Genomic DNA, 26944 nt, shown 5'->3' on the forward strand with positions numbered 1-26944 from the left:
CCAAGTGGTATGTCGCTAAAAACACGCTGCAGCCCACTAAGACAACAGCTAATCTGGACAGAGTTATATCAGATCGAACGCAATAAACAAGGCCGAAACGTGACCAAAATCCAATTGCTGGCTTTTTGAACTAAAAATTTGCGAAATCACGCACAAACTAAGCTAATGACACTACCTCGCGCCTGCTTATGCACATCCACCCGCGTTAGCAACTGTTCTTTCATTTCGGTCACGTGGGAGATCACCCCGATCATGCGTCCAGCCGACTGCAACTCGGTCAACGTACGAATAGCCAGCTCTAACGAATCCTGATCTAAACTGCCAAAACCTTCATCAATAAACAGGGTGTCGAGTTTGATGCCGCCTGCGTAGGCTTGCACGACATTGCTGAGTCCCAGCGCCAACGACAACGCAGCCATAAAGCTCTCACCACCACTTAATGTAGCGACAGGACGTACCTTGCCGCTGTAGGCATCTTCGACTTCTAAATCCAACCCTGAAGCGCGATTGCCTTTGGCGCGATCTTCCTTCCGCAGCAAGCGATAACGGCCTTTACTCATGCGTGCCAACCGCTCGGAGGCTTCAAGTAACACATCATCCAGCAACACGCTCAGCACAAAGCGCTGCAAACTGAGTTTGCTTTGATTGTTGCCGTTGGCGACATCGGCCAAGGTGCCGATAACGGCAAACTGTTGCTCTAACGCCGCCAGCGCCTTGGCGTCGACCGCCAGCTTTTGCTGGCAATTGCTCAGGTTACTTAAGCGGCTATTGAGCTGTTGATACTGTTCATCAGCCAGTTGCAACTGTTGTTGTTGCTGTTCAACTAGGGATGACTGTGCGGTAAGGTCAGGCGCCACCGCATCTTTGAGCTTTTGCTGCAACGCCTCTAGTTGACCTGCTAATGCATGGCATTGCTGCTGCCACTGCTCAATCTGACCGTTGAGTTGTTGCTGTTGCTCCACCGTTAGCTGTGCTGAGGTTAATGCGTTAGCATCGGCAAAACCGGCTTGCTGCAGAGCATTGGTAAGCTCAGCATCCGCTTGCTCGCGATAATTTTGCGCCTGTGTTAATTGCTGCTGATGCGCTTTCAGCGTTGACTCAGCAGTGGCTAAAGCTGCACTTGCCTGCTGCTGCGCTTGCTGTATTTGACTGATGTTTGAGGTTAATTCGGCTTGCTGCTGCGCCAACTGCTCTAGCTGTGTGGTCAACTGCGTCAACGCTTGCTCAGCGGACAGACTTTGTAGCTCTGCTGGTAAACGGCGTTGATTCTCGCTTAAAGCACCACACAAACTGCTGACTGCACTTTGCTGCTCAGATGCCTGTTGCTGTGCAGTATTCACTTGCTGTTGCTGTGTCGTTAATTGTTCATCAAGCTGCTGCAGTTGCTGTTGCTGCTGATTAAGTTGCTGCTGTGCTTGTTGCGCTGTGGCTAACTGCTGTTTAATTTCATTCCATTGCTGCTGCCATGCCATCAATGGCACTTGTTCGCAAGTGACTGACGGTTCAAGTTGCAGCGCCTCACACAATGGCGCAAGTTGTTTATCTAACTGACTGATTTGGTCGCGCACACTGCGATAATCACTGCGCAGTGCTTCACAGCCACTGCGTTTACTATCGAGCTGTTGCTGCGCCATTTCCAATTGCTGCTCGGTGGGGATAGCTAATTCGCTGTGGGCCGGATTTGGGTGTTCCAAACTGCCGCACACTGGACATGGCGCCTGCGGGCCAAGTTGCTGGGCGAGCAGCGCGGCTTGGCCTCGGTGCCATTGCAATCGCAGTTGGGTCAATTCAATCTCAGCAGCATCTAACGCGGCTTTGGCTTGTTTGCCCTGCTGTGCTTTGAGCTCCAACGCCTGTGTTAACTGCGCTTGCTGGCGTTTGAGCTCAACGAAGTGCTGGCCCTGCTCACAACGGCGCTGCCATTGATATTGCTGTTCTTGTAGCGCTGACACTTGCCCAGCGTGTTGCTGCAGCGATGCCATCACTTGCGCTAATTGCGTTCTTTGAGTTTGCAGCTGATTCAGCTGTTGCTCTGCGTCTTGTTGTGCTTGTTGGGCACGCTGTGCCTGCTGCTGCGCCTGATTAAGCTGTTGCTGCTGCTGATAATAGCTATCCAGCAGCGGTTTTAACTGCTCCGCTTGCTGTTGGGTGCTGCGGCTATGCTGCAGTTGCTGATCAAGCGCAGGCAACTGCTCGGCTGCGCTATCGGCTTGCTGTTTATCAGCGCTAGCCTTGCTCAGCGCTTGCTCGGCTTGGGTTAATGCTTGCTGCTGGGCAAGAAATTCTCGGCTGCGCTGTTGCTGCTGGCGATACACAGGCAACACTTGCTGCGCCAATTGCGCTAAGTTGAGTTGCTGTTTTACCCCATCCATTTCAGCCTGACGCGCTTTGGCTTGCTCAAGGCTCGCCGCTATGCGCGCCTTTTCAGCCAGTTCATTACTCAGTAGTTTGGCGGCATCGAGCTGCTTATTGGCAACATCCAACTGCGCGCTTACCGCCTCTTTCTGTGCTTTGGCATCGGCGCACTGTGGAGTGAGTTCCGCAATAGCCGCCTGCAACGCTTCGGGTGAGTCAACGCCAGCGGCCTCTAATATGCCAAGACGTTTTTGCTCTAAGTCGTGGGCATTTCTACGAATCGTTGCTGCTTGCTGTTTTAGGCGTTCTTCAATACGGCTGTATACATTGGTTTGAAAAAGCTGACTAAAGATTTTTTCACGCGCTTTAGAGTCGGCCAGCAACAATTCTCGAAATTTACCTTGTGGCAGCACCATCACTTGCCGAAATTGGTCAACGTCCAATCCGGTTAATGACTCAATCATCTGCGTGGCTTCAGTTACTTTACTGGCGACCAAAATCTCACTCCGGCCATCATCGTACAGCCGTTGTAATTCAGCCTCACCACTTTGATGAGTAAAGCCGTCGCCACGCGCTTTGGGACGCTGCTGGTCGGGAATACGTTTTATCAAGTAACGCCGTTCACCCAGGGTAAATTCAAGACTGACTTCGGTGAGTAAATTGTCATCGGCGTAATCGCAGCGCATTTGCGGGGCTTCGCGTTCGTTACCGGTAGTTTTGCCATACAGGGCAAAACAGATGGCATCCAAAATACTGGTTTTACCGGCGCCGGTGGGGCCATTGATTAAAAACAGTGGGTTATCGCCCAAGCGACGAAAGTCGATTGTTTGGCTGTCTGCAAACGGGCCAAATGCGCTCATGCTCAGCAATAATGGTTTCATGCGTCCTCTCCTTGATGCAGCTCATCCAGCAACTGTTGTAGATGTTGCTGCTGCGGCATGGACAACGGCTCGCCTGCGACTTGATCAAAGAAGTCACTAAACATTTCCAGTTCACCTTTTTTTATGCGGTCACGGCCGATATCACGCTGTTGTTGCTGTGACATCAAGCCTGTGCGCTCGAGATGCAACACATTGGGATAGGCGCTGCGCAGCTTGCCCATTGGGTCAAGCAACGCATGGGTATCACTGAGACGCACCATCAGATAGTCATCCGCATGGGCATCGTCTTTGGCTTGCACCAATAAATCCGCCAAGTTGCCTTCGATAATGCGAACATCGCGGCCGGTGTGAATCGGCAATAACTCAATTTTTGCGGGTGCGTCGGCAGTTAACTCCACTAAGGTGACCGACTTTTTCTGCGTGGCTTCGCTAAACGAATATTTGAGGGGCGAGCCGCTATAACGCACATGTTCAACGCCACGATATTGCGGCCCATGCAGATGGCCCAGCGCGACATAATCAAACGGGGCAAATAACGCGGGCGAGATCCGGTCAGCGCCGCCGACACTTAGCGGCCTTTCAGACTCTGACTCGCTACTGCCATCCAAAAAACAGTGCGCAACTACCACTTTGGCCAAGCCGTCGCTGTCATGTTCGGTGACTTGCTGCAACAAGGCTTGCATCGCCAATTCGTGACTGTTAATCGCTTCATCGCCAAGCGCATGGCGCACCACCGCAGGCTCAGCATAGGAGATCGGATAAAACCACGCATCCGACTGCTTACCCCGCAGTTTTATCGGGGTAACTGGCAAGCTCAAGCTGCCCACCATGTGCAGGCCACTGCTACGCATCTGTTTAGCAGCGAAACCGATACGTTCAGCACTGTCGTGGTTACCAGCAGTAATCAGCACTTGGATCTGATGCTGGTCAATCAGTTCATCTAAAAACGCTGATAACAAGGTCACAGCGCTGGCAGGCGGGATCGCGCGGTCGTAAATATCGCCGGCGATGATCAATGCATCCACTTGGTGCTCGACGGCTAACGCGGCGATTTGCTCAAGTGCAATGCGCTGTTGCTCCAGCAATGATTCGCCATGCAGTTGACGACCGAGGTGCCAGTCAGAGGTATGGATAAACTTCATTAATGCATGATTCCTTATAACGCGTGCTTACAGTGGCGATAAGTTGTAGTGCTCGGCCAGTAGTTTAACACTCATCAGCAGCGACATGGTGACGACTAACGGCTTGATAAGTTTGGTGCCTTTGGTCAGCACCAGCCGCGAGCCTAACGTCGCGCCGAGCCCCTGCCCCACGAGCATAATCAGCCCCATGCTCCACACTACTTTACCGCCAAGGGTAAAAAACAGCAGCGAGGAGATATTGGTGGCAAAGTTCATCACTTTGGCATGGGCAGTCGCTTTTGCAATGCCATAGCCCGCAAGCGTGACAAAACCGAGCGCGAAGAAACTACCGGTCCCTGGGCCGAAGAAACCATCGTACAGCCCCACGCCGAGGCCAACAGTCAACGCAAATAGTTGCGGACTCAGTACGCGCGCACGGTCATCGTCGCTGATCTTTTTCGAAAACAGGAAATAGCCACCAATGGCTAAAATCAAAAAAGGTAATAGGAGTTTCAGGACACTGCCATCGACCATCTGTACGCCGATTGTCCCCACTGCGGAGCCAACCAACGCGCAGAAGATGGCCAGCTTCATCTCACCCAGTTGCACCATTCCTTTACGCACAAAGTACCAACTGGCAAAAAAACTGCCACCACACGCTTGCAACTTGTTGGTTGCCAGCGCTGCTGCGGGTGGCAAGCCAATCCACATTAATGCTGGGATGGTGATCAAACCGCCGCCACCGGCGATAGCGTCAATAAAACCAGCGATAAAGGCGATGGCAAACAGTAGCAACACCAGTTGAAATGTCAGTTCAATATCCATTTAAGGCACAATCTTATAGCGTGGGGGAAATCGGTATTAGAGAGGTTTTCTATATAAAAGGCAAAGGGTTAACTGAGAAAAAAACACCGCTTAATCATTCACTCACCAATGAGGTTTAAACGTAGCTCGCAGCGGTGAGCAAGGAGCACCGTAAGTAACCAACGCCAAATAAAAACCGACCAGCACTTTATGGGGGATTACCGGGGCAGATCGGTTTTGCTGCAGTTGGAGTGAAATGGCAACACATCGAGTGCGATTGACCTATGGTGTTCGATTTTCATCCTATGAACGAGGTGCCCCAGTTTAGTTAGCCAACTGGATGCAACTTCGTTTCGCAACGCTCATTTGCCGCTAGTGATAGGCTTCACCTTGGTGAACTTTGCCACGGAATACATAGTCACCCCACGCGGAGTAGCCGATGATGACAGGCAAAATCAACAGTACGCCCATCAAAGCAAATAGTTGGCTACTGAGCGGCCACGCGGCCTGCCAAAAGTCAATTTCCGGTGGAATGCGCTTCGGCCAAATACTCAACATGAGACCGATATAAGCCAACAAGATCAGCAGCAACACGGCCACAAATGGCTTCTAGGAATGGCGTTTACGCAGATGACTGAGCCCCCTAGTATGCTGCGCATCGACAATGCTGAGATTAATTCACGTATCGGATGGTTACTGCGCAAAAGCGAGCCCAAGTCAGCACTCGCTGAGCAGGGCTTCCAAGCGAAAATCATTCTGGCTGGCGACCAACCTCATGGAGACAAGTCTCAGCAACTGTAACATTAGCAATGAAATCGTAACGGCGGGAGCGGTATCAAAGAGTGGAATATAGCAGCTAAACATGGCAGCTAGTGAAAAAATAGCTGCCATACTGGTAATCAATTAATGATGGCAATGCTCATCACATTCGTGCTCATCGTCATCGCCAGCAAAGTCATCACCGTCTTGGTGTTGCATTACGCCCCAACCGTCGGTCATACCATCAAATTCACCAGCAAAGCTATTGAGTTCGGTTTCTTTGGCAAGAATGGCGTCATAGTCTGGCACCATGTGATAACAGGCAATAATTTCCCATTTTTCAACTTCTTCGTTGAATTGCAGTTCCAAATCAGCACTGTCGTTTTTAGCTGTCAAATCTTCTAACACTGACTCCGCATCGCTGCGCTCATCAAATACTAAGAAGAAATCGATATCCATTGATTTGGTTAAATCCATACCAGCATCGACCATAGCTTGCAGCATTTGGCCGTTATCATCTGCAGGGAATTGCATTTCTGTTGCCTCGGTTGTTGCAGCTTGACCCGCTTCGGCCACCACCACAATAGTTTCGCCAGCAAATACTACCGTATCACCAGCATAGATCTTTTTGCGTTTACGCGTTTCAACGTCGCCATTTACCAGCACTTGACCATCTGCCACCGCAATTTTGGCCTGAGCGCCATCCTGACATAAGCCTTCGGCTTTGAGGATTTTGTATAACTCGATAAATTCTTCGTCGGCGCGAAGTTTGAATTCAGTCTGTTGTGCCACAACATATGTCCACTTGGAAAAATTGCGCTGATTATAGCAACCTCAAGCTCTGACAGCTATCAGAGTTACGGCGCTAACAGTCCATAGAAACGCTCATCTAACCATTCTCCGCCAATTCGATGGTTATGACGTAAGATGCCTTCTAACTGAAAGCCACTCTTAGTTAACACCCGAGCGGAGGCCATATTACCATCAACACAACGACCAACAATTTTATGCAACTGATATTGCGTCAACGCCCATTGTGACAACGCTGTTAGCGCTTCGGTCGCAATCCCCTGCCCACAATACTCAGGAGCAATTAAGTACCCAACCTCGGCCTGAAGCAGCTCGTTATCAATACAACAAATACCCATCAGGCCGACTGCATCATCACCATACATAATGGTTAGCGATAACCAATCTCCGGCAAAAAAATCCTCACAAAAACAACGAGCGGAAAATTTTTGCTGCAAAATGTCTTCGCTCTCAATGTCGCGAATAAAACGATTCACCTCTGGGTCACGATTAAGACGGAGAAACAACGGCCAATCTTGCGCCAGCATCTGTCTTAAGGTTAATCGTGGAGTCGAAATTAGTGCGTGGGTCATCACAATACTTGTCTACCAAACATGAAACGTTAACCTAACATACAAAAACGCCGTCAGCGATGATGACGGCGTTTGCACTCTAACCTCTAAGCTACTGTTGCGAAGCAATCCAACGATCGATTTTATCTTCCATCACCGCCAACGGCAGTGAACCAGTGGTCAGCAGCTGATCATGAAAAGCTTTCAAATCAAACTTATCACCTAATGCTTGCTCCGCTTTATGACGCAAAGACAATATCTTCAACTGCCCGACCTTATAGGACAAAGCCTGCCCCGGCAACGCCATGTAGCGCTCAACTTCGGCGATGATATCGCTCTCGGCCAATGGCGAGTTATCTTTCATGTATTGAATAGCTTGTTCGCGTGTCCAATGCTTGGCATGCATCCCAGTATCAACCACTAGGCGCATGGCTCGCAGCATTTCGTCCGACAGTTTGCCAACATACTGATACGGGTCTTTAAACATGCCCATCTCAATACCTAAATATTCGGCATAGAGCGCCCACCCTTCTTCAAATGCAGTGTAACCACCAAAACGTTGGAACTGTGGAATATGCTCCAACTCTTGCTTAATAGAGATTTGAAAATGGTGACCGGGTGACGCTTCATGCAATGATAACGTCGTCATGCCCCACTTGGGTTGAGCATGTAGGTTGTAGGTATTGATGTAAAACACACCGGGGCGACTGCCGTCTACCGCTGGCGCATCATAAGACGCACCGGCAGCTGATTGCTCACGAAATGCTTCTACCGGTTTCACCACATAATCGGCTTTTGGCATTACGTTAAAATACTGCGGGAGTACCGCATTAATCCGCGCCTTAACGGCATCGTAGCCTTTGATAAGCTCCGCTGGTGTGTCGTAGAAATACTGCGGCTCTGTTTGCAGGGAGGTAAAAAATGCCTTCAGATCGCCCTTAAAACCCACTTGCTGCCGTACCTTATCCATCTCTTTCAGAATACGGGCAACTTCTTGCAAACCAATCTGGTGGATCTCATCCACCGACATGGTCGTTGTAGTGTGATAATTCGCTTGCTGCTGATACCAAACTAAACCGTTTGGTAGATCCCAATATCCTGCAGTATCACGCGCCGCAGGCAGATAAGTGCGTTCAAAATAGTCAACTAAATCTTGCAAAGCTGGCACGAGTTCATCTTGGATCATCGCACGATATTCAGCAGTAAGTTGCGTTTTCTCACTTGCTGAGAAACTCGCTGGCAGAAACTTTATCGGGTTATAAAAAATACTCTGTTCCGGTTGGCTAACCAACTGTGCACGTAACTGAGGAATAATACGTTGTACCAGAATTTTCGGTAGCACAATCTGTTGTTCGATACCTTCATTCATCCGCTGCTGCGCCAGCTTAGTCCAACTGATGAAGCCTTTAACGCGCTGATGCCAGTTTTGATAATCTTTCACCGTGGTAAAAGGTTGAGCGCTCTCAGCGCTACCGAGCTGCACCATAGTAATCACTGAGCTATAAAACTGCGTCATCGGCAATAGCTGATTCGGGAATTTTTCGCTTTGCAGTGCAATTTGACGATCATAAACAAACATGTCGTAACTTAACTGCAAGTCTGCTGGCAGAGCTGAACGATCAAGCTGCTGCACTAACTGCAAGTAACGACGATTAAGCTCATGCTGCTTTTGGTAATAGCTATCAGTCAAATCACCGCCGAAATCGGCGTCATAGTCATGAACACCAACAAACGTGGCGTAAATTGGTTCCAATTGCAGATATTCATTGAAGAATTGATCGGCCAATGCCAAATACTGCGTTGCTGCAGATTGCTGCTGAACAGCATTAGCATTATTTACATCAGTCGTCACGGAAGGGGATGATGAACTGCATCCTGCTAAGCTGACTAGCAACGCTAAACTAACAGCCGATAATCCGAGTTTCATTATTAACATTCTCCTAAGGGACTTGCACTTTTCAAAGCTAAACTATAATTGAGAGGTCATAGCAAACAGGTAACCGGCATGATTTATTCGTTTAATAATTCCGGTTTCAGGGATCCAGAAACTGGTGTCTATAACCAAGCTTACTTCATGGAAGTATTTCACCGTGAATGGTTCCGCCATTTAAGGGATAAACAAACGTTAGTGTTGTTATATATCCACCCGCAGCTGTATGAGCACAGTGCCAATCCTAGAGTACGGGAAACATATACGCAAAGCATTCAACAAGGCCTACTGCGTAACACTGACATGCTTGCTCGTTTAAACAGCAACACCTTTGCCGTAGGACTATTCAATACCGATGATACTGGCACAAAAGTGGTGGTAGAGCGTATAAAAGAACAGCTTAGCAACTTCTCCAACAACTACATGCAGCAACATGGTATTGGTGTCGATAGCAAAATAGCAGCATGTATCTGCCAACCGAAAAAATCGATTAAGCCCGAAACCCTATTCATGACGGTTGATAATTTATTGCTGCACCCCGAGAATGTTCAAGCTGCTGAGCAACATCAAGATTGCTGGATAGCCACTATTCATTAACAGGCATTAGCAATGTGGTTACGGCTGAAAGAGAGTCAGCTGAGTTTACAACTTGCAGGAGCTACATAATAACACCGCTAGTCACTTACATAGAAAAGGCCAGCTACTGGAGCTGGCCTAATACTGTCAACTTATCCTAGAATTTGACACACAGTGCTATGCAAAATCTAGAACTTAACTCCTACACTGGTAAATAAGAAACGGCCAAGCGAATCATAAAAGCCAGACATTGTATTAGCATTTGTTGATAATGTTCCACCAACCATCGGAGGCTCTTTATCAAAGATGTTATTCACACCTGCAGTAATAGTTATATAATCGTTTACTGCGTAATTTCCAGAAAGATCAAAGAAACTGTACGAACTGATACCGTCTCCAACTAAAATGTCTGTGCTGCCTTCGTAGTCAACTTTTCCATAGAAGCGCCATTTAAAAGCAACACTGTAATCGTCAGCTATATACTCAGTTCTGACCGTGTGGCGCCACTTAGGAGACGCAACTTCACAACTAGAACTTATTACGCCAGAACAGTCATAAGCAAGATTACTCGCGCCGGCAACAGGTTCAATTTCCTTCTTGATGCTGTATGAACCATTCAATGCGAAAGCTAACGTACCGCCATCAAGTTCCATCCGATAACCACTTTCTAAATCAACTCCTTCCCACGTACGGCTACCAATATTAGCCAATGCGTTCTCAACGTATCCAGTTTGTCCCAACCATAGGCTTCCCGATACACTTCTGTTAATGTTATCGCAGAAAGTTGCATCACCAGTTAAAGCACAGTTTTCCACAATGGTCTCAGCACCGATGCTGTCAATCACCTTATCCATCTTGATTTTAAAGTAATCAATAGAGAAGTTGAACCCTTCAAATGGACTGCTAACTAGACCGACCGTGTAGGTGTCTGCAGTCTCCGGTTTCAACTCTGTATTACCACCAGACACCTCATTATATTGGCTTGCAGGAGAAGAACTGATATTTCCATACTGATCAGCAGTAACCCCAGTACGAGCACACATTTCCGCATTCAAACCACTTTTTTCAATCTCTTGAGCTGAGCCGGCACAAACGTCTGCACCAGACCACAAGCCGATTCCTGTAGCAGAGAATAACTCACTTACATTTGGTGCACGCACAGCTCGCGCATAGCTTGCGCGAAATTTATATGCATCAGCCAGAGTATAATCGGCACCTATTGAGTAAGTTGAGTCAGTGCCAGTTGTATCATAATCGGATATACGACCGGCCAAATTAACATTCAAATTATCTAATACAGGAACGGCAAGTTCAGCAAACACTTCATTTACATTGATATCACCAATAATATCTTCTGTCGGACCACCTTGTCCTAGTAACAGGCCTTCCGCATAAATAGTATCGGCTGTTCTCTCATAATCTAGTTCGCGGCGTTCAGCACCAATCACCACACCAATAGTGTTTTCCGTCGTAGGCAAACTCCAGCCTAAGTCACCCGAGATATAACCATTGTAAATTGTCTGCTTAACGATACCGTTTAATGTACCAACGCCGGCTAACTGAGCCGCTTGCTCAGCTGTTACGCCACCCAACTCAAACACGTTGTAATACAAACAACCATCGGCCTCTAAACATTCAGTGTCAACAGCACCGACACGTTGCGGAATTTGTGTAGCTAGTAAGTCATTCTTATAAATTGAACTTGAGGACGTAGCCGAATAGCTGTAACTAACGTCATAACTCCACGAACTATTAATTTCACCTTCCATACCCGTTAAAATACGGTATGAAGTGTGTTCCATATTATCTGAACGAGGGCCGCCTTCAACATTACGCTTACCGATATACATTATAAATTGATCATCAGGAGTCTGACCAAAATAGGCTTGCAACTGGGCTTTTTGTGCATCGGTCATTAGAGGATTGTTATAATCCATCAATAGTTCATTATTAAAGAAAGTGCCTGATTCTGCGATCTGCCCCGCGGTGCGGTTATGCATAAATGACACTTCTAAATAAGGACGGAAGTGCTCGTTTATTTCATAGTTAACAAACGCGCCAGTAGAAAAACGCTCATTAGGGCGCATAAAATGGTTAACTGGGGCATAGTTATAGAGATTCATAACCCCGTCAGGATCTTCAATGAATCCATTCCCATTAGGGTTCAGAAAACCAAAAAATTCGTCACTTCCCATTTTACCATCAACAACGGGGAAAACATCGAAATAAGGATTAGGAGCTGTTGCTGAACCACCACAAACAGTCCCAGCATTGTTCAATGCACAAGAAGAATAGTCGCGGCTACCTTGTCTTAGCTCATCATTACGACGCCAAACAGCATAAACAGTAGCATGACCTTTACCATTGTCGAAGTTGCCTCCCATAGTCATGTCCATGGAATAAGCTTTGCCATCAACGCCATTGTAGCCATCAGGATAGTCATATCCCTGTTCATCCATTAAACCTTGGATGTATGAGTTATCGTTTTTATGCTGGTAGCCTGATGCTCCCGCATTAAACTGAAAGCCTTCAAAATCATCGTTCATGACAAAGTTGACAACACCTGCCACTGCATCAGCACCATATACAGCCGCAGCACCGCCTGTCAGCACTTCAACTCGCTTGATTAACGATGAGGGAATTTGGTTTACGTCGGCAGATTGAGAGTAGATACTGCCAGCTTGCATTCGACGTCCGTTAATTAAGACTAGCGTACGATTAGAGCCTAAGCCACGTAAGTCGAGTGTTGCAGTGCCAGTTGCTCCATTGGCAAGAAATGAAGTTTCCGCAGCTTCGATTTGAGGCAACTGATTCAGAATATCCTCTACTCGATCATAACCGGACTGTTTGATTTCAGTCGCATCCATCACCATCACTGGACTAGATGTCTCCACATCAGTCCGCTTAATACGAGACCCAGTGACCTCAATTCTCTCAACTGTCGTTGCTGTTTCTTCTGCCGCATATGAAACAGAAGAGAACGACGCAGCAACAACACCACTCACTAGAGCAAAATTTACTGCTTTAGCCAGTGCATTCTTCTTAACGATCATGCTATTTCTCCCTTGACTTACTTATTAGTGCAAGCGTAATTGTCGCCTGCTTTACATGTCACAATACGTAACAAAATAGAGGTACATTTGTGAAAAATGTGAAGATAAAAACACAACAAAAACATTTTATCAACACCGTTGTTATTGTTAAGCAGCACTTAAGATTGAGTTAACACAAACGAATGAATAGAAAATAAATTAATTTTGTGAACATGCCATAGTTGTTTTGCGGAAAAAGAGAGGATATATCAGAAATGACTGAGTATTTATCGGATTTGATATGTCAGAGAAATGTTTAAAAATACTGGTAAACGCTCATTATATAACCATAAATTTGTAACAAAATGAGTCTAATAGCTACTTTTAATAAGCATAAAAATATTTAACACGCTAAATTAACATAAATATAACAACATTTATATGTTAAAAGAAAACTGTTTGTTAACTATTGACTCAAATGTCACATTTAAAATATTAAGTACTGGCTCAGCAATGGGGCGGAGTTGTTTGTTTAAATAATAAACATAGTCAGGAGGAATATTAGTCATTACTGTAGGAATGGCGCCGTTCGCGGTTATTACATAATGAATAACTGCCCCTCTTTTGCCATGTTGAGGATCTTGAGTAAACTCGATTAATCTTTGGGCAGCTTTAACATGCGGAATGGCTTTAGATTGATAGCCTTGTATGTCTCGTCGTAATCGGCGAGTGAACACTAGTTCGGCATCACATTTTCCTTCTTTGATCGATGCTATCTGCTCCCGCAGGTAGGAGGTAACGTCGACATCATGAAACAAACGCCAGTATAACTCGTGCTGGATTCGCTTAGCGAGTGGCGTCCAATCACTGCGTACTTGCTCCATACCTTTGAAGATTAATTGGTCATTACCACTTTTGTCCTGCTTCATGCCGACATAACGCTTTTTGGAACCTTCATCCGAACCTCGCAATGTTGGCATAAAGAATCGACTAAAATGGTTATCAAACTCCAGTTCTAAATAGCTAGGGAGTTGGTAGTGTTGCTGAATATGAGTGCGCCACTTTTCGGTGATCTGCACTGCCAATTTTCGGCCAAAAGCTTCGTAATCGACTTCATTATGTGATTCACCCAGCCACACAAACGTGGAATCAGTGTCACCATAAATCACCGTGTAACCTAACTCCTCAAGCCATGCTTTGGTCTGCTGCATGATCTGATGACCACGCATGGTGATTGAGCTGGCTAGCTTGGCATCGTGAAATACGCAGCCTCTAGAACCCAATACCCCATAAAGCGAGTTCATGATGATTTTAATGGCCTGAGACAGTGCTGCGTTTTGGTCGTGCTTTGCTTGTTCCCTTGCGTCGGCCAGCTTACCAACCAGCTCAGGCAGAATATGATCTTGCCGGCTAAATTGTGCACCTAGGAAACCAGCCACCGTATCTTCAGCATTTTGCTTTAGACCAGTAATCAAACCAAGCGGATCCACCAAAAAGGTACGAATGATTGAGGGATACAGGCTTTTGAAATCCAATACCAGAATATCTCGGTACAATCCTGGTATCGAATCCATCACATAACCGCCAGGGCTTTCCAAACCATTACTTGCCGGCATTGCTGGAGCAACAAAACCAGCGCGGTGCAGATGAGGTAGATAGAGATTATTGAACGCTGCCACCGAGGCGCCAGCACGCCCAAACTCTAGCCCCGTGAGTTGCGCGCGCGCCATGGCGAAATTAAGCAAATCAGTTTTAGCAAAGATGTCCCAGACGAGGCGGCAATCGGTAAGATTATATTGTGCCAGTACCGTCTTTTCCTCTCGAAACTGACGGTTGATTTCAGCCACTTTGTTTTGCGTGGCAATAGTTTTGCCCTCACCTAGCAGAGCATGAGCAACAAAATCCAATGAAAAACTATCAAATTGGTAAAAGGCGGCCTTTAGCCAGTCAATACCATCTAAGACAACGCGTCCAGGTAAAGATAAGGTTTCTGGGCGATACGTCCCTTCGACTATCCATCCTAAAGGTTGTCCGTGACGACCAAATTGAGGCGCAATACCTAGCAACTGACAGCGCTTAGAAAGTAGTGCGAGATCAAAGCCAATAACAGACCACCCAATAATCACATCAGGATCCCACTGTTGAAACCAGTCAATAATCTGCAACAACAGCGCCCGTTCATTCGCTACCCAATGAATTTTCGCTTCGGACGGTTCAGGTTCCCCAATCATAAATATTTGCGCCACGGCTTCATTACCCAAAGTATCCGCACCATAAACGGCCGCGGAATAAAGTTGGCCGCTAGGCGCACATTCGAGATCGAACGACACCATTTTGATGGGAACATTCGCATCCGTTAAAGTGGTCGCGCGAGCACGTGTTGCGGCAAATTTAGCAGGCAAATTGTCGGCTGATTCATCAGCTTGGAAATAACCGTAGAATTCGGCTTCAAACGCAATAAAACGCTCAATCAAAAAACGTTGTTGTGGCTTGATTTCAGCTTCGTACAAAGCAATGCCTAAATCCTTGGCACGGGCACAGGTTTGTCGAGTGATCGATGCGCTGCCGCTATACAGCGCAGTTACCGGTTCGTGCTCAAAATTTGTTAACGGCACAGGGCGACAGTTTAGGCCATGCTGTTGTTGCGTGAGTATTGCAGCGTCACGTTGTGCAGCAAAAAATACCTGTTGTCCTTCAGGCACTTCAACCAATACTGCTCCCGCTGCAGTATTCAGGTAGTATTGCAGTACCGCGCCAGTGGCTCGTTGTCGCCAATGGCGCGTCAGCACTCGACCAGAAATTGTTTGGTATTGCGGTATCAATTTATCATTCCAAAGCAGCCAATTTACGGTTATCAGCAGGCATAATTACTGTTAATATATACAGGAATTCCTAGAGGAAAGCACTGAATGCTTGCAGCCCACGTAAAAACCCAAATCCGAGAAATCTACAAACGGATTTCGTCATCCCTACCTAACTTTCGCTCGCGTCGTGAGCAAAATTACATGGTGGCAGAGATCTCCAAAACCTTGGCGGGCGATTACGATAAGCTCCGAAAAATTATTGTTATTGAGGCAGGCACTGGGATTGGTAAATCACTCGCTTACATCCTTGGCACAATTCCTTTAGCCATGGCTACCAATAAAAAAGTGTGCATTGCAACAGCGACCGTGGCTCTGCAGGAACAACTACTGCATAAAGACTTACCCTTCTTTCTTGAACATAGCGGTATCGATTTCCGTTTCGGATTGGTAAAAGGGCGTCAGCGCTATGTGTGTCTATCTAAGCTAGAGATGTTACTGGGTGATAGCGGCGCTGAGCAGTTAGCAATGTGGCAAACCAAACCTGATAACAGCCAGATCCAACAACTGCAACAGATCCTCAATGATTATCGCCAAGGTCGATGGAACGGCGAGCTAGACTCGCTAAAAACCCCGATTCCGGATCACCTTTGGCAACAAGTCGCCTCAGATAAACATTCCTGCCATAAGCAGTTAGCGGGCCATGGCCAGTGTCCATTCCACAAAGCCCGTGACAATATGGAAGAGTGGGATGTGTTGATCGCCAACCACAGCTTACTGCTCGCCGATCTTGAACTAGGCGGCGGGGTGATTTTACCCGAGCCAGAAAATTTGTTGTATGTAATTGATGAAGCACACCACCTGCCAATCGTTGCACGTGACTTTTCTAGCGCTCAAGGTTCCTTAAGAGGTGCCGCCGATTGGTTAGATAAACTGCAAAAGACTGTCGGTAAATTACAGACACAAATCAAAAGCAACTACATCATTGCGCCAGCACAGGCGATGTTAGATCGCACCGAAGAACTCGCCTCCTTGCTACAAAAAGTGGCGCACTTTTGCGATAGCAATCCTAAGTTTTTTGCGAATGAAGATAATCGCTGGCGTTTTGTACACGGAAAGTTGCCAGAGCCGCTTACTATTTTGTCAGAGAACCTAGCCACCGCATCGAACGAAGCGCTCAAACAGTTCAATAAGATGCAGATGCTACTGTCTGAAGCGATTAAAGATGGTGAAATACCGAAACACCAAGCAGACGGCTTAGTGTCTGAATGCGGCTTTATGCTGCAGCGATTAGAGAATCTACAAAAACTGTGGAAAATGATGGCCAAGGAAGATAATCCCAAAGGAGCCCCGACCGCGCGCTGGTTAGAACAAATAACCGGTAAGCAACAAGATTATCTGTGCAGCGCCTCACCAATTGAAGTTGGCTTTATGTTGGAGCACTTATTATGGGAAAAAGCCGCCGGCGTAGTGCTCTGTAGTGCAACATTGCGGGCACTTAATAGCTTTGAGCATTTTGCCTATCAAGTGGGGCTATCTCCAAGAGATGGCAGTCGCTACTTGGCGTTACAATCGCCTTTTGATTTTGAAAATAATGCCACGCTGTATCTGCCTAAAATGGCAACCGAGCCTGCAGAAGATGCGTACACCGATGAGCTCGCCAAACAGATCCGCCAACTGGTAGAGGGAGAAACAGCCACCTTAGTGCTGTTTGCATCTTATTGGCAGATGGAAAAAGTCGCACAACTATTGGAAGGAAAGCTCCCAGTCACGCCATTGCTGCAAGGCTCATCACCACGGCAAACCTTGCTTGAAGCGCACAAAGCGCGCTGCGACGCAGGCCAAGCTAGCATTATCTTTGGTACTGGGAGTTTCTCTGAAGGGCTCGATTTACCGGGGGATTACCTGACCAACTTAATTGTTACTAAGCTGCCATTTGCGGTGCCAACCTCCCCTGTCGAGCAAGCGCATTCAGAGTATGTCAAACTCAAAGGCGGCAATCCGTTTTTACAACTGACGATTCCTGACGCCTCGCGTAAATTGATCCAGAGTTGTGGTCGACTCTTGCGTAAGGAGGAAGATTATGGCCGAATTACCATCCTCGATCGGCGACTTGTCAGTAAACGCTATGGCAAATCCCTGTTGGATGCCTTGCCGCCGTATCGTCGTGTTATTGAATAAACTGGGCCTTTAGTGGAAATTCTTTCAACAAGTATCAACTGGTTAGTATTAGCTGGCGCAGGGTTATTGGCAGGTTTTATCGATGCCATAGTGGGTGGCGGTGGACTGCTGTCGATCCCCGCTCTACTCAGCGTTGGCATGCCGCCCCATTTATCCCTTGGCACCAACAAGTTCGCGTCATCCATGAGCTCATCGACTGCTGCCTACACCTATTATAAAAAACACTTACTGGATCCTCGGCTTTGGAAAAAATGCTTTGTAGCCACTGCTATTGGCGCCGTGGTGGGAAGCATGTTGGTATACTTAATTGAGGGTGATCTGCTGGAAAAAATCCTCCCAGTCATCGTTATCTTAGTCGCCTTGTACAGCTTACTGTCTAGAAAAGTACTGCATGGTGAATTTAATCCGCCCAAATATCAACCACACACCAAGCGTCAGTTGCTGCAAGGTTTTGTCCTTGGTAGCTACGACGGTTTTGCGGGTCCTGGACTCGGGTCGATGTGGATCGTCAGCAGCCGTGTATTGTATAAGCTGTCTTTTTTAAAGAGCTGTGCCCTCTCTCGCGCGATGACCTTTGTGAGTAACATTGTGGCATTAGCGATTTTTATCTATCACGGGAACGTGGACTTTGCCGTAGGCTTACTGCTCGGTAGCTCGATGATGCTTGGCTCCTACATCGGCACACATTCGGCAATACGCTTTGGCGTACCGTTTATTAGGCCGCTGTTCATAACTATGGTGATTATCATTGCGATACACCTCAGCTGGAATGCGTGGACATGAATACCCAAGCGTTACTGCAAAAGCTAAGACAACAGCTCAAACAACTGGAGCAGGAAGTATTACAGCATGACCAATCCCAGTCTGAGCATACTTTGCGTTTACTAGCGCATTTAGAACGCTTTGATCAGGCATTGTTCCATCAAAGTGGTGGTAAACTTTATCCCTGTGTAACGCAGCTCGAACAAAGTATCACACAGTTAGAGAAACAGTTAGCAGCGGGGATCTCAACACCAGTATTATTGGCAAGTTGTGAACGTTTATCTGACAGATTTGTGGCATTAAAACGCGCAATAGGCACCACCGCAATAGATGTAAAAGCGCAACAACAAAATAAAAACAGCAAAAAAGCAGTCTACCAGCGTAAAATGCAGCAGCGTCATTCAGATTCTGGCTTTGGCTGGATCGCCGCAGATGTAATGCGCAACAGCCACCAGCTATACGAAGAGCTAAACAAGCATTTCAACTGGGAGAAGAAAATTCAGTTTAAAATTGAGCAGTTGCAGGCCAAGCTTGACAACTGTCACATTACTGAAAAAATTGCTGTTCAGAATGACCTGCTCGCTATGCACAAACGTTTGGGGAAATGCAGGCAAGCAATTCATTATATTGAAGAACGTATTCAATTATTTGAGCGCCCAAATAAACAATCCTAATTCTTGTTAAGGAGCAACAATGAAACCTATAACGACCGTTTCAGCCATTTTGGCACTGTTCTGTTCGTCATCTGCGTTTGCAGCAAATATGACTATTCCAATGGCTTTCGAATACTTGGCGTTAGATGGCGCTCAAATTGAGACCAATCACTTTACTCATAAGGCTGACCTGTCATTAAGCAGTGGTAAGCATAAAATTGCTATTCGTTACAGTGACATGTATGAGGATTCATTTTCTGAAAGCCCAAATTTTGTTAAATCGTCACCTTTTATCGTGACCATCAATGTACAACAAGATGCGAACTACGAGCTGAAACCCGCAAACAAAATCACCGACCCAGAAGCTTACGCTAAAGATCCTAAAGTCGTTATTAGCAGCAACAACAGCGAAGTGGAATACAGCGTTCAGCAAACCGATATTCAAGAAAATTCATTCTTCAGTCGTTTATTTAATGTCGGTGAGCAATCTCCAAAAGTGGATGTCGCCGCAGCAGCAATTACTGGCGGTAAACCAGTACCACAACCGGTAAAACAAGCGAGTGAAGTGGAAGCCATGACCGCCGCACCAGCAGTGGCAGCAACTGCAACATCATCAAGCGAGACCAATGCCTTGCCGCAAAACCAGTCAGCACAAATGTTACAATACTGGTGGCAACAAGCTGATGAAAAAACTCGTAAAGAGTTTATGAGCTGGGCTATCAAGCAGCTGTAAATCTTGTTACCGGTGACTTATCACGCCAGCTACTCCGCGCTGGCGTTACCACCCAGACACCGCTTCCCGATAGCGAAATATCACCTATTACATCAGCGATTGCAGCAAGCTGATTTCCAGCAGCACTGCGAGTTTTTAATACCTACGCCCGCGCCAATCTCGTGGCTAACATCTATTCACGATAGCCATTATGTTCATGCGCTGTTAGATGGAACACTTGAAGAGAAAGCTATGCGGCGTATCGGCTTTCCCTGGTCTGATGCGCTGATCGAGCGCACGAATTACTCGATTGGTGCTACCGTACTCGCTGCACGCACCGCACTTCAAACAGGCTTTGCCGCCCAAATTAGTGGTGGCTATCACCATGCTCATCATAACTTTGGCAGCGGCTTTTGTTTGTTCAACGATCTAGTCATTGCTGCTGATCAGCTGATCCGACAAGGTAACGTCCGGCGCGTACTCATCTTTGATTGCGATGTGCATCAGGGCGATGGCACGGCGACGCTCACCCAACATCGTGATGACATAATTAGTGTGTCACTACATTGCGATAAAAACTTCCCGGCGAGAAAAGCCAACTCGCATCATGATGTAACATTTGAGCGCGCCACCAATGATCAAGACTATATAAAGTTGATCCAGCAGATGCTTCCGCTACTAGTTAACACCTACCAACCTGATATCGTTTTCTATGATGCGGGGGTGGATGTGCATCAAGGAGATGAGCTTGGCCTCATCCAACTCACTGATGCTGGCTTATTAGCGCGAGAGCAAACTGTACTGAGTATTGTTAAAAAAGCCGATATTCCAATTATTTGTGTTGCTGGCGGCGGATATTGCCGTGACACGCTACACTTAGTTGATAGGCACCTACAGTTGTATGTTGCCGCCAAGGAATTGTTCAGTTAATCGGGAGAAAAATATGCAGCTGGATATCCGCAACTACTACGAAGTGATGCTAATGGAGATACTCTCCGAAGAGGGATTATTGGATGAATTACCCGAAGACTATATGTCGGATTTAGCCTGTGTAACGCTCAATCAGCTACCCGTGCGTTATGTGCACCACTTAGTGGATACCTATTTTTACAACGACAATAACGAACAACAGCAGATGCGCAATGAAATTTATGAAGCGTTGGAAAAATCACGAGCGTTTTTGAAAAGTCGCCTAGATCAGCGTGCTTGAACAGAGGTGAAAGCTGGAGGTTCCCCCAGAGCCAACACCCCGGCACATGAGTCACTTGCTACGGTTGCTCCCTTCCGGGCCTGGCCGAGTTCACAAGTTATCATTGCGGGGGGACCCTGGGGTCACCATTGATTTACCAAGATTAGCCACTGGCTAATAACTCTTGATAACGGCGGGAATTATCCATAAAGCAGCCGCCTGAATCAAGGTAAAACTACCAATTACCCGCTAACTGCGCACTGACTATACAAAAAAGCCCGCCGAAGCGGACTTTTTACTGTAAGCAGGTGCCGCTAGAGCGTTAGCGCATCGGCATTGTTTTCAATAAGTTTCTTGCCGATACCTTTTACTTGCTCCAATTGCTCAACCGATTCAAATTTACCGTTGCTTTCACGGTAGTCTACGATCGCTTTTGCCTTTGCCGCACCAATCCCTTTTAGTAGCTGTAGCTCGTCGACTGAAGCGGTATTGATGTTAACCTTTTGCAGTTGTTGAACTGATGCCTGTGGCAATTCGTCTTTAGCGAAGCTATTGGACGCAAATGGCACTAGCAACAACACAGCGGTGAGTAAACTACACTTGATCATTGAACTCATAAGTTCCTCCTTGTGATTTCCATATACAAACTGGAGCCTGCATACCTTTTCCTTGACTCCGTTGACCAGTGTAATAATTAGTTCACAATTTGAACAGCACTTCTTTAGTTGCGTTGTACAGGGTCAGTTCCCGTTGCCGCTTGCTCCGATTTTGCCATCCGTTGTTTCAGTTCTTTGAGCAGCTCCATGTGGATTTTGGTCAAACTCGGTTGGTTTTGCTCATTAAACTTTACTGGGCGACATAAGCGCATCGCTTGTAATCCTAAGCGTGCAGTTAATAACCCTCCACCCAATCCTTGTGCTAAACGTGCAGAGAGTTTGCCCGTCATTTCCATAGACAGCATTTGGCTACCGAAATCAGTCATTAGCTCACTCGTTCCAGCATAAATAATGTTCCAGAAAATCCCGCGAATGAGTCGCACTCGGCTCCAATAACCCAACTCGATACCGTAGCACGCGGCAATTTGCTTGATCATTGCCTGATTTCGCCACAACACCAGCACCATGTCTAACAGGGCAAATGGACTGACAGCGAGGATTAACGAAGATTGCAACGCAAACTTGCGTACAATGCGTCGCGCCGCTTTATCGCGATCATCTAGGACGATGGCCTCAAACAAGCGTATCTGCTCCGCGTCATTTTGATTGGGTGAAAGCGATTGATTGAGTTGCTTGACACAGCCGATTGCATCAGCTGGCAAGCGCGCCGTAATAGCGCCAATAAAACCTGGCGCTTCCCCCATCTGTACGCTGACCTTTAAACGCTCGGCCACTTGTTGTCCATCGATGCTGCCTTTAAGTTGCCGTAAATAACGCCACTCTTTAACCACCAACGCCAATAACCACAGCGTCAGAATGGCAAAAATGCCGGTGTAGGTAATAAATAGCAGGCTACTACGCTGCCACGCTTCAATTAACGTAACCACTAACTGCACTATGACACCGACAAGCAAAGCCAACATGGCTAAGCGCGTCAACAACGACCATGTACGTCGTTTAGGGCGTAGCGTCTGCTCGGCAACTTGTTCCACCTCTTCAGCAAAACCGTGCTGGGCAGGTTCGGAATCCTGCCACTGCACTATGTCGTTGGCATCATATAGCTTACGCTGCTGAATCGGAGCAGCTTTATCATCTGATGGAGGGAGATTCACGACAACTTGTCTCCTATGAGATATTCGAGTAGATGGTCCAACCGTATATGTTCAAACGGCTGATCAGCTGGTAGCCGTGGCGGCGCAAAATTGACAAACTCAAAGCCTTGCTGCTGCCAAAAATCATCATTGGGTAATGCTTGTGGCACTTCACCGGGGAATAACGTAATCGTCTCGCCACCGTTATCGAGACCACGACCACTCACTACCGCTACTTCACCTAGTCCACGGTCTTTCGCCATGCCATAACGGGTCGTTTTAATGGCGCTGACCGCCATAGCCTCAACTGCACAGCCTTGTTGGTCCGCCCGTTGCCACCCCGGATTGAGTAGCGCTTTAAGCAGCGACAATGCATTGCCTTGCTGTTCGCGCGTGATCTGGTCTACCTTACTCACAGCAAATAACAATCGGTCGATCTTAGGTGAAAATAACCGCTGCCAAAACCCGCCCTTACCAAATCGAAAACTCTGGTTAAGCGCATTTAACGCATTAGCCATATCTTCAAATTGTGGCCGCCCACGATTTAAGGCACCGAGCACATCAACTAGCACCAACTGACGATCAAACTCTCCAAAATAGTGTTGATAAAACGGCTTCACTACCTGCTTCACATAAGCATCATAGCGCTGGTGTAGCTGACGTGTAAGCGGAGAAGCCTCGCCTAACTCGGAGAAAAACTCATTCGGTAACGGGAAAAACGCCAACAACGGCGTACCTTGCAGATCGCCGGGCAACAATAACCTACCCGGTTGCGCGAGATAGAATCCTTGCTGATGCACCAGTTGCTCAAGTAACACACGATAACTATCGCTAATGGTCGCTAAAGCTTCATCACTCGGCTCTGTGGTTGGATCTAACGCAGTGATCTTAGCGATGAAATCAGGGTAGCTCGGCGTATTTACCAACGGACTATTGGCTGCTAATAGCTGTGTTGACCACTGTTGGTAATCAAGGTCGAGCATCGGCAGATCGAGCAACCACTCACCGGGATAATCAACAATGTCCAGATGTAATGTCGCCTTGTCCATGAAATTAGCTAACACACCAGTCTGAGGACGATAATCAATGGCTAAGCGTAACTCACTTATGTTCGTTGTGGACTGCGGCCAATGTGGCAGCCGTTGCCTTAATGCCCCCATGGCGGTGTCGTAACTAAAACTGGCGATATTGAGGTCAGGTTGACGCTCTCTACGTGCGCCAATAAAACGCCCCTCTCGGCACACAGTAAATAATGGGAGCCCGCCGTAAGGTGGGAGTTGCTCTGCGGTAAGCAGTTTTTCAACAATTGCAGTGATGAAAGCGGTTTTACCAGCGCCAGATAACCCAGTAACAGCGAGGCGAAGATGCCGGTCTGTGGTGCGGTAGCCAATATCCTTGGCTTTTTGTTCGAGTTGATGCCAACGTTGCTTAAGATCTGCCATAACTCTCCTAAAAAAGAGGCAGCGCTACGACGCTGCCTTTTGGGATTAGAGATTATTGATTTGCCGTTTTAGCTCATATTGATCTGAGGTGACATAAGTTTCAATGGCTCTTAATCGACTTTCTAAGGTATGGAAGCGAGAACTTACGTCCTGTAGCGCTTGTTTTGCAGGTTCCCCTGCTTGCCAAACCTTTTTCTTCACCGTGAGATCTGCGGCATCCTGCTGCTTTTCTACTGGTTTCTCGTCCAAAATCATCCACAGGGCAATATAGCCTACAAAGATAATTGCTGAGCCACCGAGAAGGAATATGGATACCACTGCCACACGCACCAACCAAGTTTCCAGATTGAAGTATTCAGCAATCCCAGCACATACCCCTGCGACTTTACCGGCGCGACGGTTACGATACAAAGCACGTTTATTTGTCATTACGTTGTCTCCACTCTGGTGACTCGGCATCCAAAATCGACTCTAAAGTACCAATCCGTTGCGTCATTTTATCTGCCTTATCAACTAACTCATTTAGCAGATTGAACTCTTCATCAGTTAATCCCTGACTCACTTGGCGCTTACTGCGATAGTGAAGAATCAACCATAGTGGTGCCACAAATATCATGAACAGATAGATTGGTACCATCAGGGTTTCCAGATCCATAATACCCTCCCCGAACTCAATTATTTAGCTGCGCTATCTTTGCCTTTCATTTTGGCTTTCAATGCCGCTAACTCATCGCTAACCGCATCGTCCGCTTGCAAAGCTGCGAACTCATCATCCAATTTATTCTTTTTGTTACCTAACTCGTAAGCTTCAACTTCCGCTTCAATATTTTCAATGCGACGTTCATATTGCTCAAATTTCATCATCGCATTATCAATTTTGCTAGAGTCCAGCTGCTTTTTCACTTCTAAGCGTGAAGAGGCAGTTTGCTTACGCATGATGATGCTTTTCTGGCGAGCGCGTGCATCAGCAAGTTTCTCTTGCAATTGAGTCACTTCGTCTTTCAAACGGCTAATGTGCTCATCAACCACATCCAGCTCTTTCGACATGATATCGAGTGTCGTCGCCACTTTTTGCTTTTCAATCAGTGCCGCTTTGGCCAGATCTTCGCGGTCTTTAGTCAGCGCTAACTCCGCTTTTGACTGCCAATCAGCCACTTGCTCTTCGAGTTTGCCCATACGGCGCAGTAACTCTTTTTTCTCTGCTAATACTTTGGCGGAGGTTGAACGAACTTCTACCAAGGTATCTTCCATTTCCTGAATAATCAGGCGCACCATTTTTTCTGGATCTTCAGCTTTGTCGAGCAAAGCACTGATGTTTGAATTAATGATGTCGGCAAAACGTGTAAAGATTCCCATAATCCTGTCCTCAAAAATTACTGTAGAACGCGATATCGTTAATACAGATACTGTGCCAACTTTACATTTTTATTTATTTTCAATGCATTATACAAATTTTAACTTTTACTTTATTTATTGTTTACAGCCACATATTATGGATTTCACCACTTATTAGCGATAAAGACCAACACAAATCGTGGCAAAGACTAACCAACAAGAAAACCTTATCGGCCAATCTAACGCCTTTTTGGAAGTACTGGAACGAGTGTCGCAAGTTGCACCGTTAAGTAAACCAGTGCTGATCATTGGTGAACGCGGTACGGGTAAAGAGCTAATTGCTGAGCGTCTGCACTTTCTATCACAGCGATGGGATCAGAGTTTTATCAAACTCAACTGTGCCTCGCTCAGTGAAACTTTGTTAGAAACCGAATTGTTTGGTCATGAGTCTGGTGCATTTACTGGCGCCAAAGGCCGCCATGAAGGACGTTTTGAGCGTGCCGATGGCGGTACGCTGTTTCTTGATGAGCTTGCTAATACCTCCGGTCTTATCCAAGAAAAACTGCTGCGGGTGATCGAATACGGTGAATATGAACGTGTCGGGGGCAGCAAAACATTGCAAACCGACGTACGGCTCATTTGCGCCGCCAACGAAGATTTGCCAGCGTTAGCCGACGCAGGCGAATTTCGTGCTGATCTGCTCGACCGACTGGCCTTTGATGTGATCACACTGCCGCCTCTGCGCTATCGGCAAGAAGACATTATGCCGCTTGCAGAACACTTTGCCATTAGCATGGCTCGCCAGCTAAAACTCGAGCTATTCACTGGTTTTAGCCGACTCGCACAAGAGATGCTGCAAGATTACCCATGGCCCGGCAATATTCGTGAATTAAAAAACGCGATTGAGCGTAGTGTCTACCGCCATGGCAATGATGAAGAACAGATCGACCACATTATTTTGGATCCATTTGATTCTCCTTATCGACCGCAGTCACGCGTTAAAACCAGAGAGCGTCAAGCTCTGCCAACGTCACCCGCGCCGATGCCTAACCCACCTGAGCGAGATACCGCCGTAGAGGTCAGCCATCGGCAGCACGCAGCGGCAATGAGCTTCCCATTGGATTTCAAGCAAGAGTGCGAAGCCTTTGAAGTATCGCTAATTCAAAATGCCTTGGCAGAAAGCCAATACAACCAGAAGAAAACGGCGGAGTTACTCGGTCTGAGCTACCACCAATTGCGCGGAATTTTAAAGAAATACAATTTGCTGGACAAAAATTGAGGGAATTGCCGAGTAATCACTTAG

At 46.9% G+C, this 26944-nt stretch carries 24 protein-coding genes, 1 other RNA gene and 1 pseudogene; 9 read left to right on the forward strand and 17 right to left on the reverse strand.

The window, feature by feature from the left end:
- Positions 1-146 precede the first annotated feature (146 nt).
- The 4 genes from ACN0TT_RS09670 to ACN0TT_RS09685 form a co-directional block, all read right to left on the reverse strand.
- Positions 147-3236, reverse strand: coding sequence for an AAA family ATPase (locus ACN0TT_RS09670; RefSeq protein WP_417761945.1), 3090 nt, complete (start codon positions 3234-3236; stop codon positions 147-149).
- The gene (locus tag ACN0TT_RS09675; RefSeq protein WP_417761946.1) at positions 3233-4378 is read right to left on the reverse strand and encodes an exonuclease SbcCD subunit D; all 1146 of its coding nucleotides are present in this window, start codon (positions 4376-4378) and stop codon (positions 3233-3235) included. Before ACN0TT_RS09675 ends, ACN0TT_RS09670 begins: the two co-directional genes overlap by 4 nt.
- A gap of 27 nt (positions 4379-4405) precedes the next feature.
- Positions 4406-5182: a TSUP family transporter gene (locus ACN0TT_RS09680; RefSeq protein ID WP_417761947.1), complete on the reverse strand. Its 777-nt coding sequence runs from the start codon at positions 5180-5182 to the stop codon at positions 4406-4408.
- Positions 5183-5533: 351 nt separating this feature from the next.
- A complete protein-coding gene (locus ACN0TT_RS09685) occupies positions 5534-5761 on the reverse strand; it encodes a hypothetical protein (RefSeq protein WP_417761948.1) in 228 nt (75 codons plus the stop codon).
- A 30-nt stretch (positions 5762-5791) separates the two neighbouring features.
- Between ACN0TT_RS09685 and ACN0TT_RS09690 the strand changes: the two genes are divergently transcribed.
- Positions 5792-5962, forward strand: a complete 171-nt coding sequence (locus ACN0TT_RS09690; protein ID WP_417761949.1) for a hypothetical protein — start codon at positions 5792-5794, stop codon at positions 5960-5962.
- Between the two features lie 102 nt (positions 5963-6064).
- On the opposite strand, the gene ACN0TT_RS09695 is transcribed toward ACN0TT_RS09690, so the two are convergent.
- The 4 genes and pseudogenes from ACN0TT_RS09695 to ACN0TT_RS09710 all read right to left on the reverse strand — a co-directional run bounded on the left by ACN0TT_RS09695 (position 6065) and on the right by ACN0TT_RS09710 (position 9208).
- On the reverse strand, positions 6065-6454 hold the full coding sequence (locus ACN0TT_RS09695) for a ribonuclease E inhibitor RraB (protein WP_417761996.1): 390 nt from the start codon (positions 6452-6454) through the stop codon (positions 6065-6067).
- A gap of 54 nt (positions 6455-6508) precedes the next feature.
- Positions 6509-6712 (reverse strand): annotated as a pseudogene (locus ACN0TT_RS09700) (RNA-binding S4 domain-containing protein); the annotation flags it as partial.
- A gap of 65 nt (positions 6713-6777) precedes the next feature.
- Entirely contained in the window at positions 6778-7302 is a 525-nt protein-coding gene (locus tag ACN0TT_RS09705) for a GNAT family N-acetyltransferase (RefSeq protein WP_417761950.1), read from the reverse strand.
- A 91-nt stretch (positions 7303-7393) separates the two neighbouring features.
- Positions 7394-9208 (reverse strand): DUF885 domain-containing protein, encoded by a 1815-nt coding sequence (locus ACN0TT_RS09710; RefSeq protein WP_417761951.1) that lies wholly within the window; start codon positions 9206-9208, stop codon positions 7394-7396.
- 78 nt (positions 9209-9286) lie between these two features.
- Between ACN0TT_RS09710 and ACN0TT_RS09715 the strand changes: the two genes are divergently transcribed.
- Positions 9287-9808, forward strand: coding sequence for a diguanylate cyclase domain-containing protein (locus ACN0TT_RS09715; protein WP_417761952.1), 522 nt, complete (start codon positions 9287-9289; stop codon positions 9806-9808).
- Positions 9809-9975: 167 nt separating this feature from the next.
- Here ACN0TT_RS09715 and ACN0TT_RS09720 read toward each other — a convergent pair whose 3' ends face one another.
- Positions 9976-12840, reverse strand: a complete 2865-nt coding sequence (locus tag ACN0TT_RS09720; protein WP_417761953.1) for a TonB-dependent receptor domain-containing protein — start codon at positions 12838-12840, stop codon at positions 9976-9978.
- Between the two features lie 416 nt (positions 12841-13256).
- Entirely contained in the window at positions 13257-15641 is a 2385-nt protein-coding gene (locus ACN0TT_RS09725; RefSeq protein WP_417761954.1) for a DNA polymerase II, read from the reverse strand.
- 87 nt (positions 15642-15728) lie between these two features.
- Between ACN0TT_RS09725 and dinG the strand changes: the two genes are divergently transcribed.
- From dinG to ACN0TT_RS09755, 6 genes are read left to right on the forward strand one after another with little or no spacing between them, the layout of a single operon-like run.
- Entirely contained in the window at positions 15729-17801 is a 2073-nt protein-coding gene (gene dinG, locus ACN0TT_RS09730) for an ATP-dependent DNA helicase DinG (RefSeq protein ID WP_417761955.1), read from the forward strand.
- A gap of 12 nt (positions 17802-17813) precedes the next feature.
- Positions 17814-18584: a sulfite exporter TauE/SafE family protein gene (locus tag ACN0TT_RS09735; RefSeq protein WP_417761956.1), complete on the forward strand. Its 771-nt coding sequence runs from the start codon at positions 17814-17816 to the stop codon at positions 18582-18584.
- Positions 18581-19237, forward strand: coding sequence for a primosomal replication protein (locus tag ACN0TT_RS09740; protein WP_417761957.1), 657 nt, complete (start codon positions 18581-18583; stop codon positions 19235-19237). Before ACN0TT_RS09735 ends, ACN0TT_RS09740 begins: the two co-directional genes overlap by 4 nt.
- A 19-nt stretch (positions 19238-19256) precedes the next feature.
- Positions 19257-19949, forward strand: a complete 693-nt coding sequence (locus ACN0TT_RS09745) for a DUF2057 domain-containing protein (RefSeq protein WP_417761958.1) — start codon at positions 19257-19259, stop codon at positions 19947-19949.
- A gap of 12 nt (positions 19950-19961) precedes the next feature.
- Positions 19962-20858 carry a histone deacetylase gene (locus ACN0TT_RS09750; RefSeq protein WP_417761997.1) on the forward strand — a complete coding sequence of 299 codons (897 nt, stop codon included), beginning with the start codon at positions 19962-19964 and terminating at the stop codon, positions 20856-20858.
- Positions 20859-20871: 13 nt separating this feature from the next.
- Positions 20872-21138 carry a late competence development ComFB family protein gene (locus tag ACN0TT_RS09755; protein WP_417761959.1) on the forward strand — a complete coding sequence of 89 codons (267 nt, stop codon included), beginning with the start codon at positions 20872-20874 and terminating at the stop codon, positions 21136-21138.
- A 22-nt stretch (positions 21139-21160) separates the two neighbouring features.
- Here the strand turns inward: ACN0TT_RS09755 and ffs are convergent.
- The 7 genes from ffs to pspA all read right to left on the reverse strand — a co-directional run bounded on the left by ffs (position 21161) and on the right by pspA (position 25662).
- Positions 21161-21258, reverse strand: an RNA gene (ffs, locus tag ACN0TT_RS09760) — signal recognition particle sRNA small type.
- Positions 21259-21431: 173 nt separating this feature from the next.
- Positions 21432-21734, reverse strand: a complete 303-nt coding sequence (locus ACN0TT_RS09765) for a ComEA family DNA-binding protein (RefSeq protein ID WP_417761960.1) — start codon at positions 21732-21734, stop codon at positions 21432-21434.
- 104 nt (positions 21735-21838) lie between these two features.
- A complete protein-coding gene (locus ACN0TT_RS09770) occupies positions 21839-22885 on the reverse strand; it encodes a TIGR01620 family protein (RefSeq protein WP_417761961.1) in 1047 nt (348 codons plus the stop codon).
- Positions 22882-24306 carry a YcjX family protein gene (locus ACN0TT_RS09775; protein ID WP_417761962.1) on the reverse strand — a complete coding sequence of 475 codons (1425 nt, stop codon included), beginning with the start codon at positions 24304-24306 and terminating at the stop codon, positions 22882-22884. The genes ACN0TT_RS09770 and ACN0TT_RS09775 overlap by 4 nt, the downstream gene beginning before the upstream one ends.
- A 45-nt stretch (positions 24307-24351) precedes the next feature.
- The gene (gene pspC, locus ACN0TT_RS09780; protein ID WP_417761963.1) at positions 24352-24735 is read right to left on the reverse strand and encodes an envelope stress response membrane protein PspC; all 384 of its coding nucleotides are present in this window, start codon (positions 24733-24735) and stop codon (positions 24352-24354) included.
- Positions 24725-24961, reverse strand: coding sequence for an envelope stress response membrane protein PspB (gene pspB / locus ACN0TT_RS09785; RefSeq protein ID WP_417761964.1), 237 nt, complete (start codon positions 24959-24961; stop codon positions 24725-24727). The genes pspC and pspB overlap by 11 nt, the downstream gene beginning before the upstream one ends.
- 20 nt (positions 24962-24981) lie before the next feature.
- Positions 24982-25662, reverse strand: coding sequence for a phage shock protein PspA (pspA, locus tag ACN0TT_RS09790; RefSeq protein ID WP_417761965.1), 681 nt, complete (start codon positions 25660-25662; stop codon positions 24982-24984).
- Between the two features lie 178 nt (positions 25663-25840).
- On the opposite strand from pspA, the gene pspF reads away from it, so the two are divergent.
- Complete coding sequence (gene pspF / locus ACN0TT_RS09795; protein WP_417761966.1) at positions 25841-26920, forward strand: phage shock protein operon transcriptional activator; 1080 nt, start codon at positions 25841-25843, stop codon at positions 26918-26920.
- The last annotated feature ends 24 nt before the right edge of the window (positions 26921-26944 follow it).

The organism is Shewanella sp. (genome assembly GCF_048265805.1).
Classification (GTDB): domain Bacteria; phylum Pseudomonadota; class Gammaproteobacteria; order Enterobacterales; family Shewanellaceae; genus Shewanella.

Coding starts and splice junctions, on each gene's coding strand:
- ACN0TT_RS09670 (WP_417761945.1), bottom strand. CDS start 3,236: ATGAAACCATTATTGCTGAGCATGAGCGCATTTGGCCCGTTTGCAGAC.
- ACN0TT_RS09675 (WP_417761946.1), bottom strand. CDS start 4,378: ATGAAGTTTATCCATACCTCTGACTGGCACCTCGGTCGTCAACTGCAT.
- ACN0TT_RS09680 (WP_417761947.1), bottom strand. CDS start 5,182: ATGGATATTGAACTGACATTTCAACTGGTGTTGCTACTGTTTGCCATC.
- ACN0TT_RS09690 (WP_417761949.1), top strand. CDS start 5,792: ATGACTGAGCCCCCTAGTATGCTGCGCATCGACAATGCTGAGATTAAT.
- ACN0TT_RS09695 (WP_417761996.1), bottom strand. CDS start 6,454: ATGCAATTCCCTGCAGATGATAACGGCCAAATGCTGCAAGCTATGGTC.
- ACN0TT_RS09705 (WP_417761950.1), bottom strand. CDS start 7,302: ATGACCCACGCACTAATTTCGACTCCACGATTAACCTTAAGACAGATG.
- ACN0TT_RS09710 (WP_417761951.1), bottom strand. CDS start 9,208: ATGAAACTCGGATTATCGGCTGTTAGTTTAGCGTTGCTAGTCAGCTTA.
- ACN0TT_RS09715 (WP_417761952.1), top strand. CDS start 9,287: ATGATTTATTCGTTTAATAATTCCGGTTTCAGGGATCCAGAAACTGGT.
- ACN0TT_RS09720 (WP_417761953.1), bottom strand. CDS start 12,840: ATGATCGTTAAGAAGAATGCACTGGCTAAAGCAGTAAATTTTGCTCTA.
- dinG (WP_417761955.1), top strand. CDS start 15,729: ATGCTTGCAGCCCACGTAAAAACCCAAATCCGAGAAATCTACAAACGG.
- ACN0TT_RS09740 (WP_417761957.1), top strand. CDS start 18,581: ATGAATACCCAAGCGTTACTGCAAAAGCTAAGACAACAGCTCAAACAA.
- ACN0TT_RS09745 (WP_417761958.1), top strand. CDS start 19,257: ATGAAACCTATAACGACCGTTTCAGCCATTTTGGCACTGTTCTGTTCG.
- ACN0TT_RS09755 (WP_417761959.1), top strand. CDS start 20,872: ATGCAGCTGGATATCCGCAACTACTACGAAGTGATGCTAATGGAGATA.
- ACN0TT_RS09765 (WP_417761960.1), bottom strand. CDS start 21,734: ATGAGTTCAATGATCAAGTGTAGTTTACTCACCGCTGTGTTGTTGCTA.
- ACN0TT_RS09775 (WP_417761962.1), bottom strand. CDS start 24,306: ATGGCAGATCTTAAGCAACGTTGGCATCAACTCGAACAAAAAGCCAAG.
- pspC (WP_417761963.1), bottom strand. CDS start 24,735: ATGACAAATAAACGTGCTTTGTATCGTAACCGTCGCGCCGGTAAAGTC.
- pspB (WP_417761964.1), bottom strand. CDS start 24,961: ATGGATCTGGAAACCCTGATGGTACCAATCTATCTGTTCATGATATTT.
- pspA (WP_417761965.1), bottom strand. CDS start 25,662: ATGGGAATCTTTACACGTTTTGCCGACATCATTAATTCAAACATCAGT.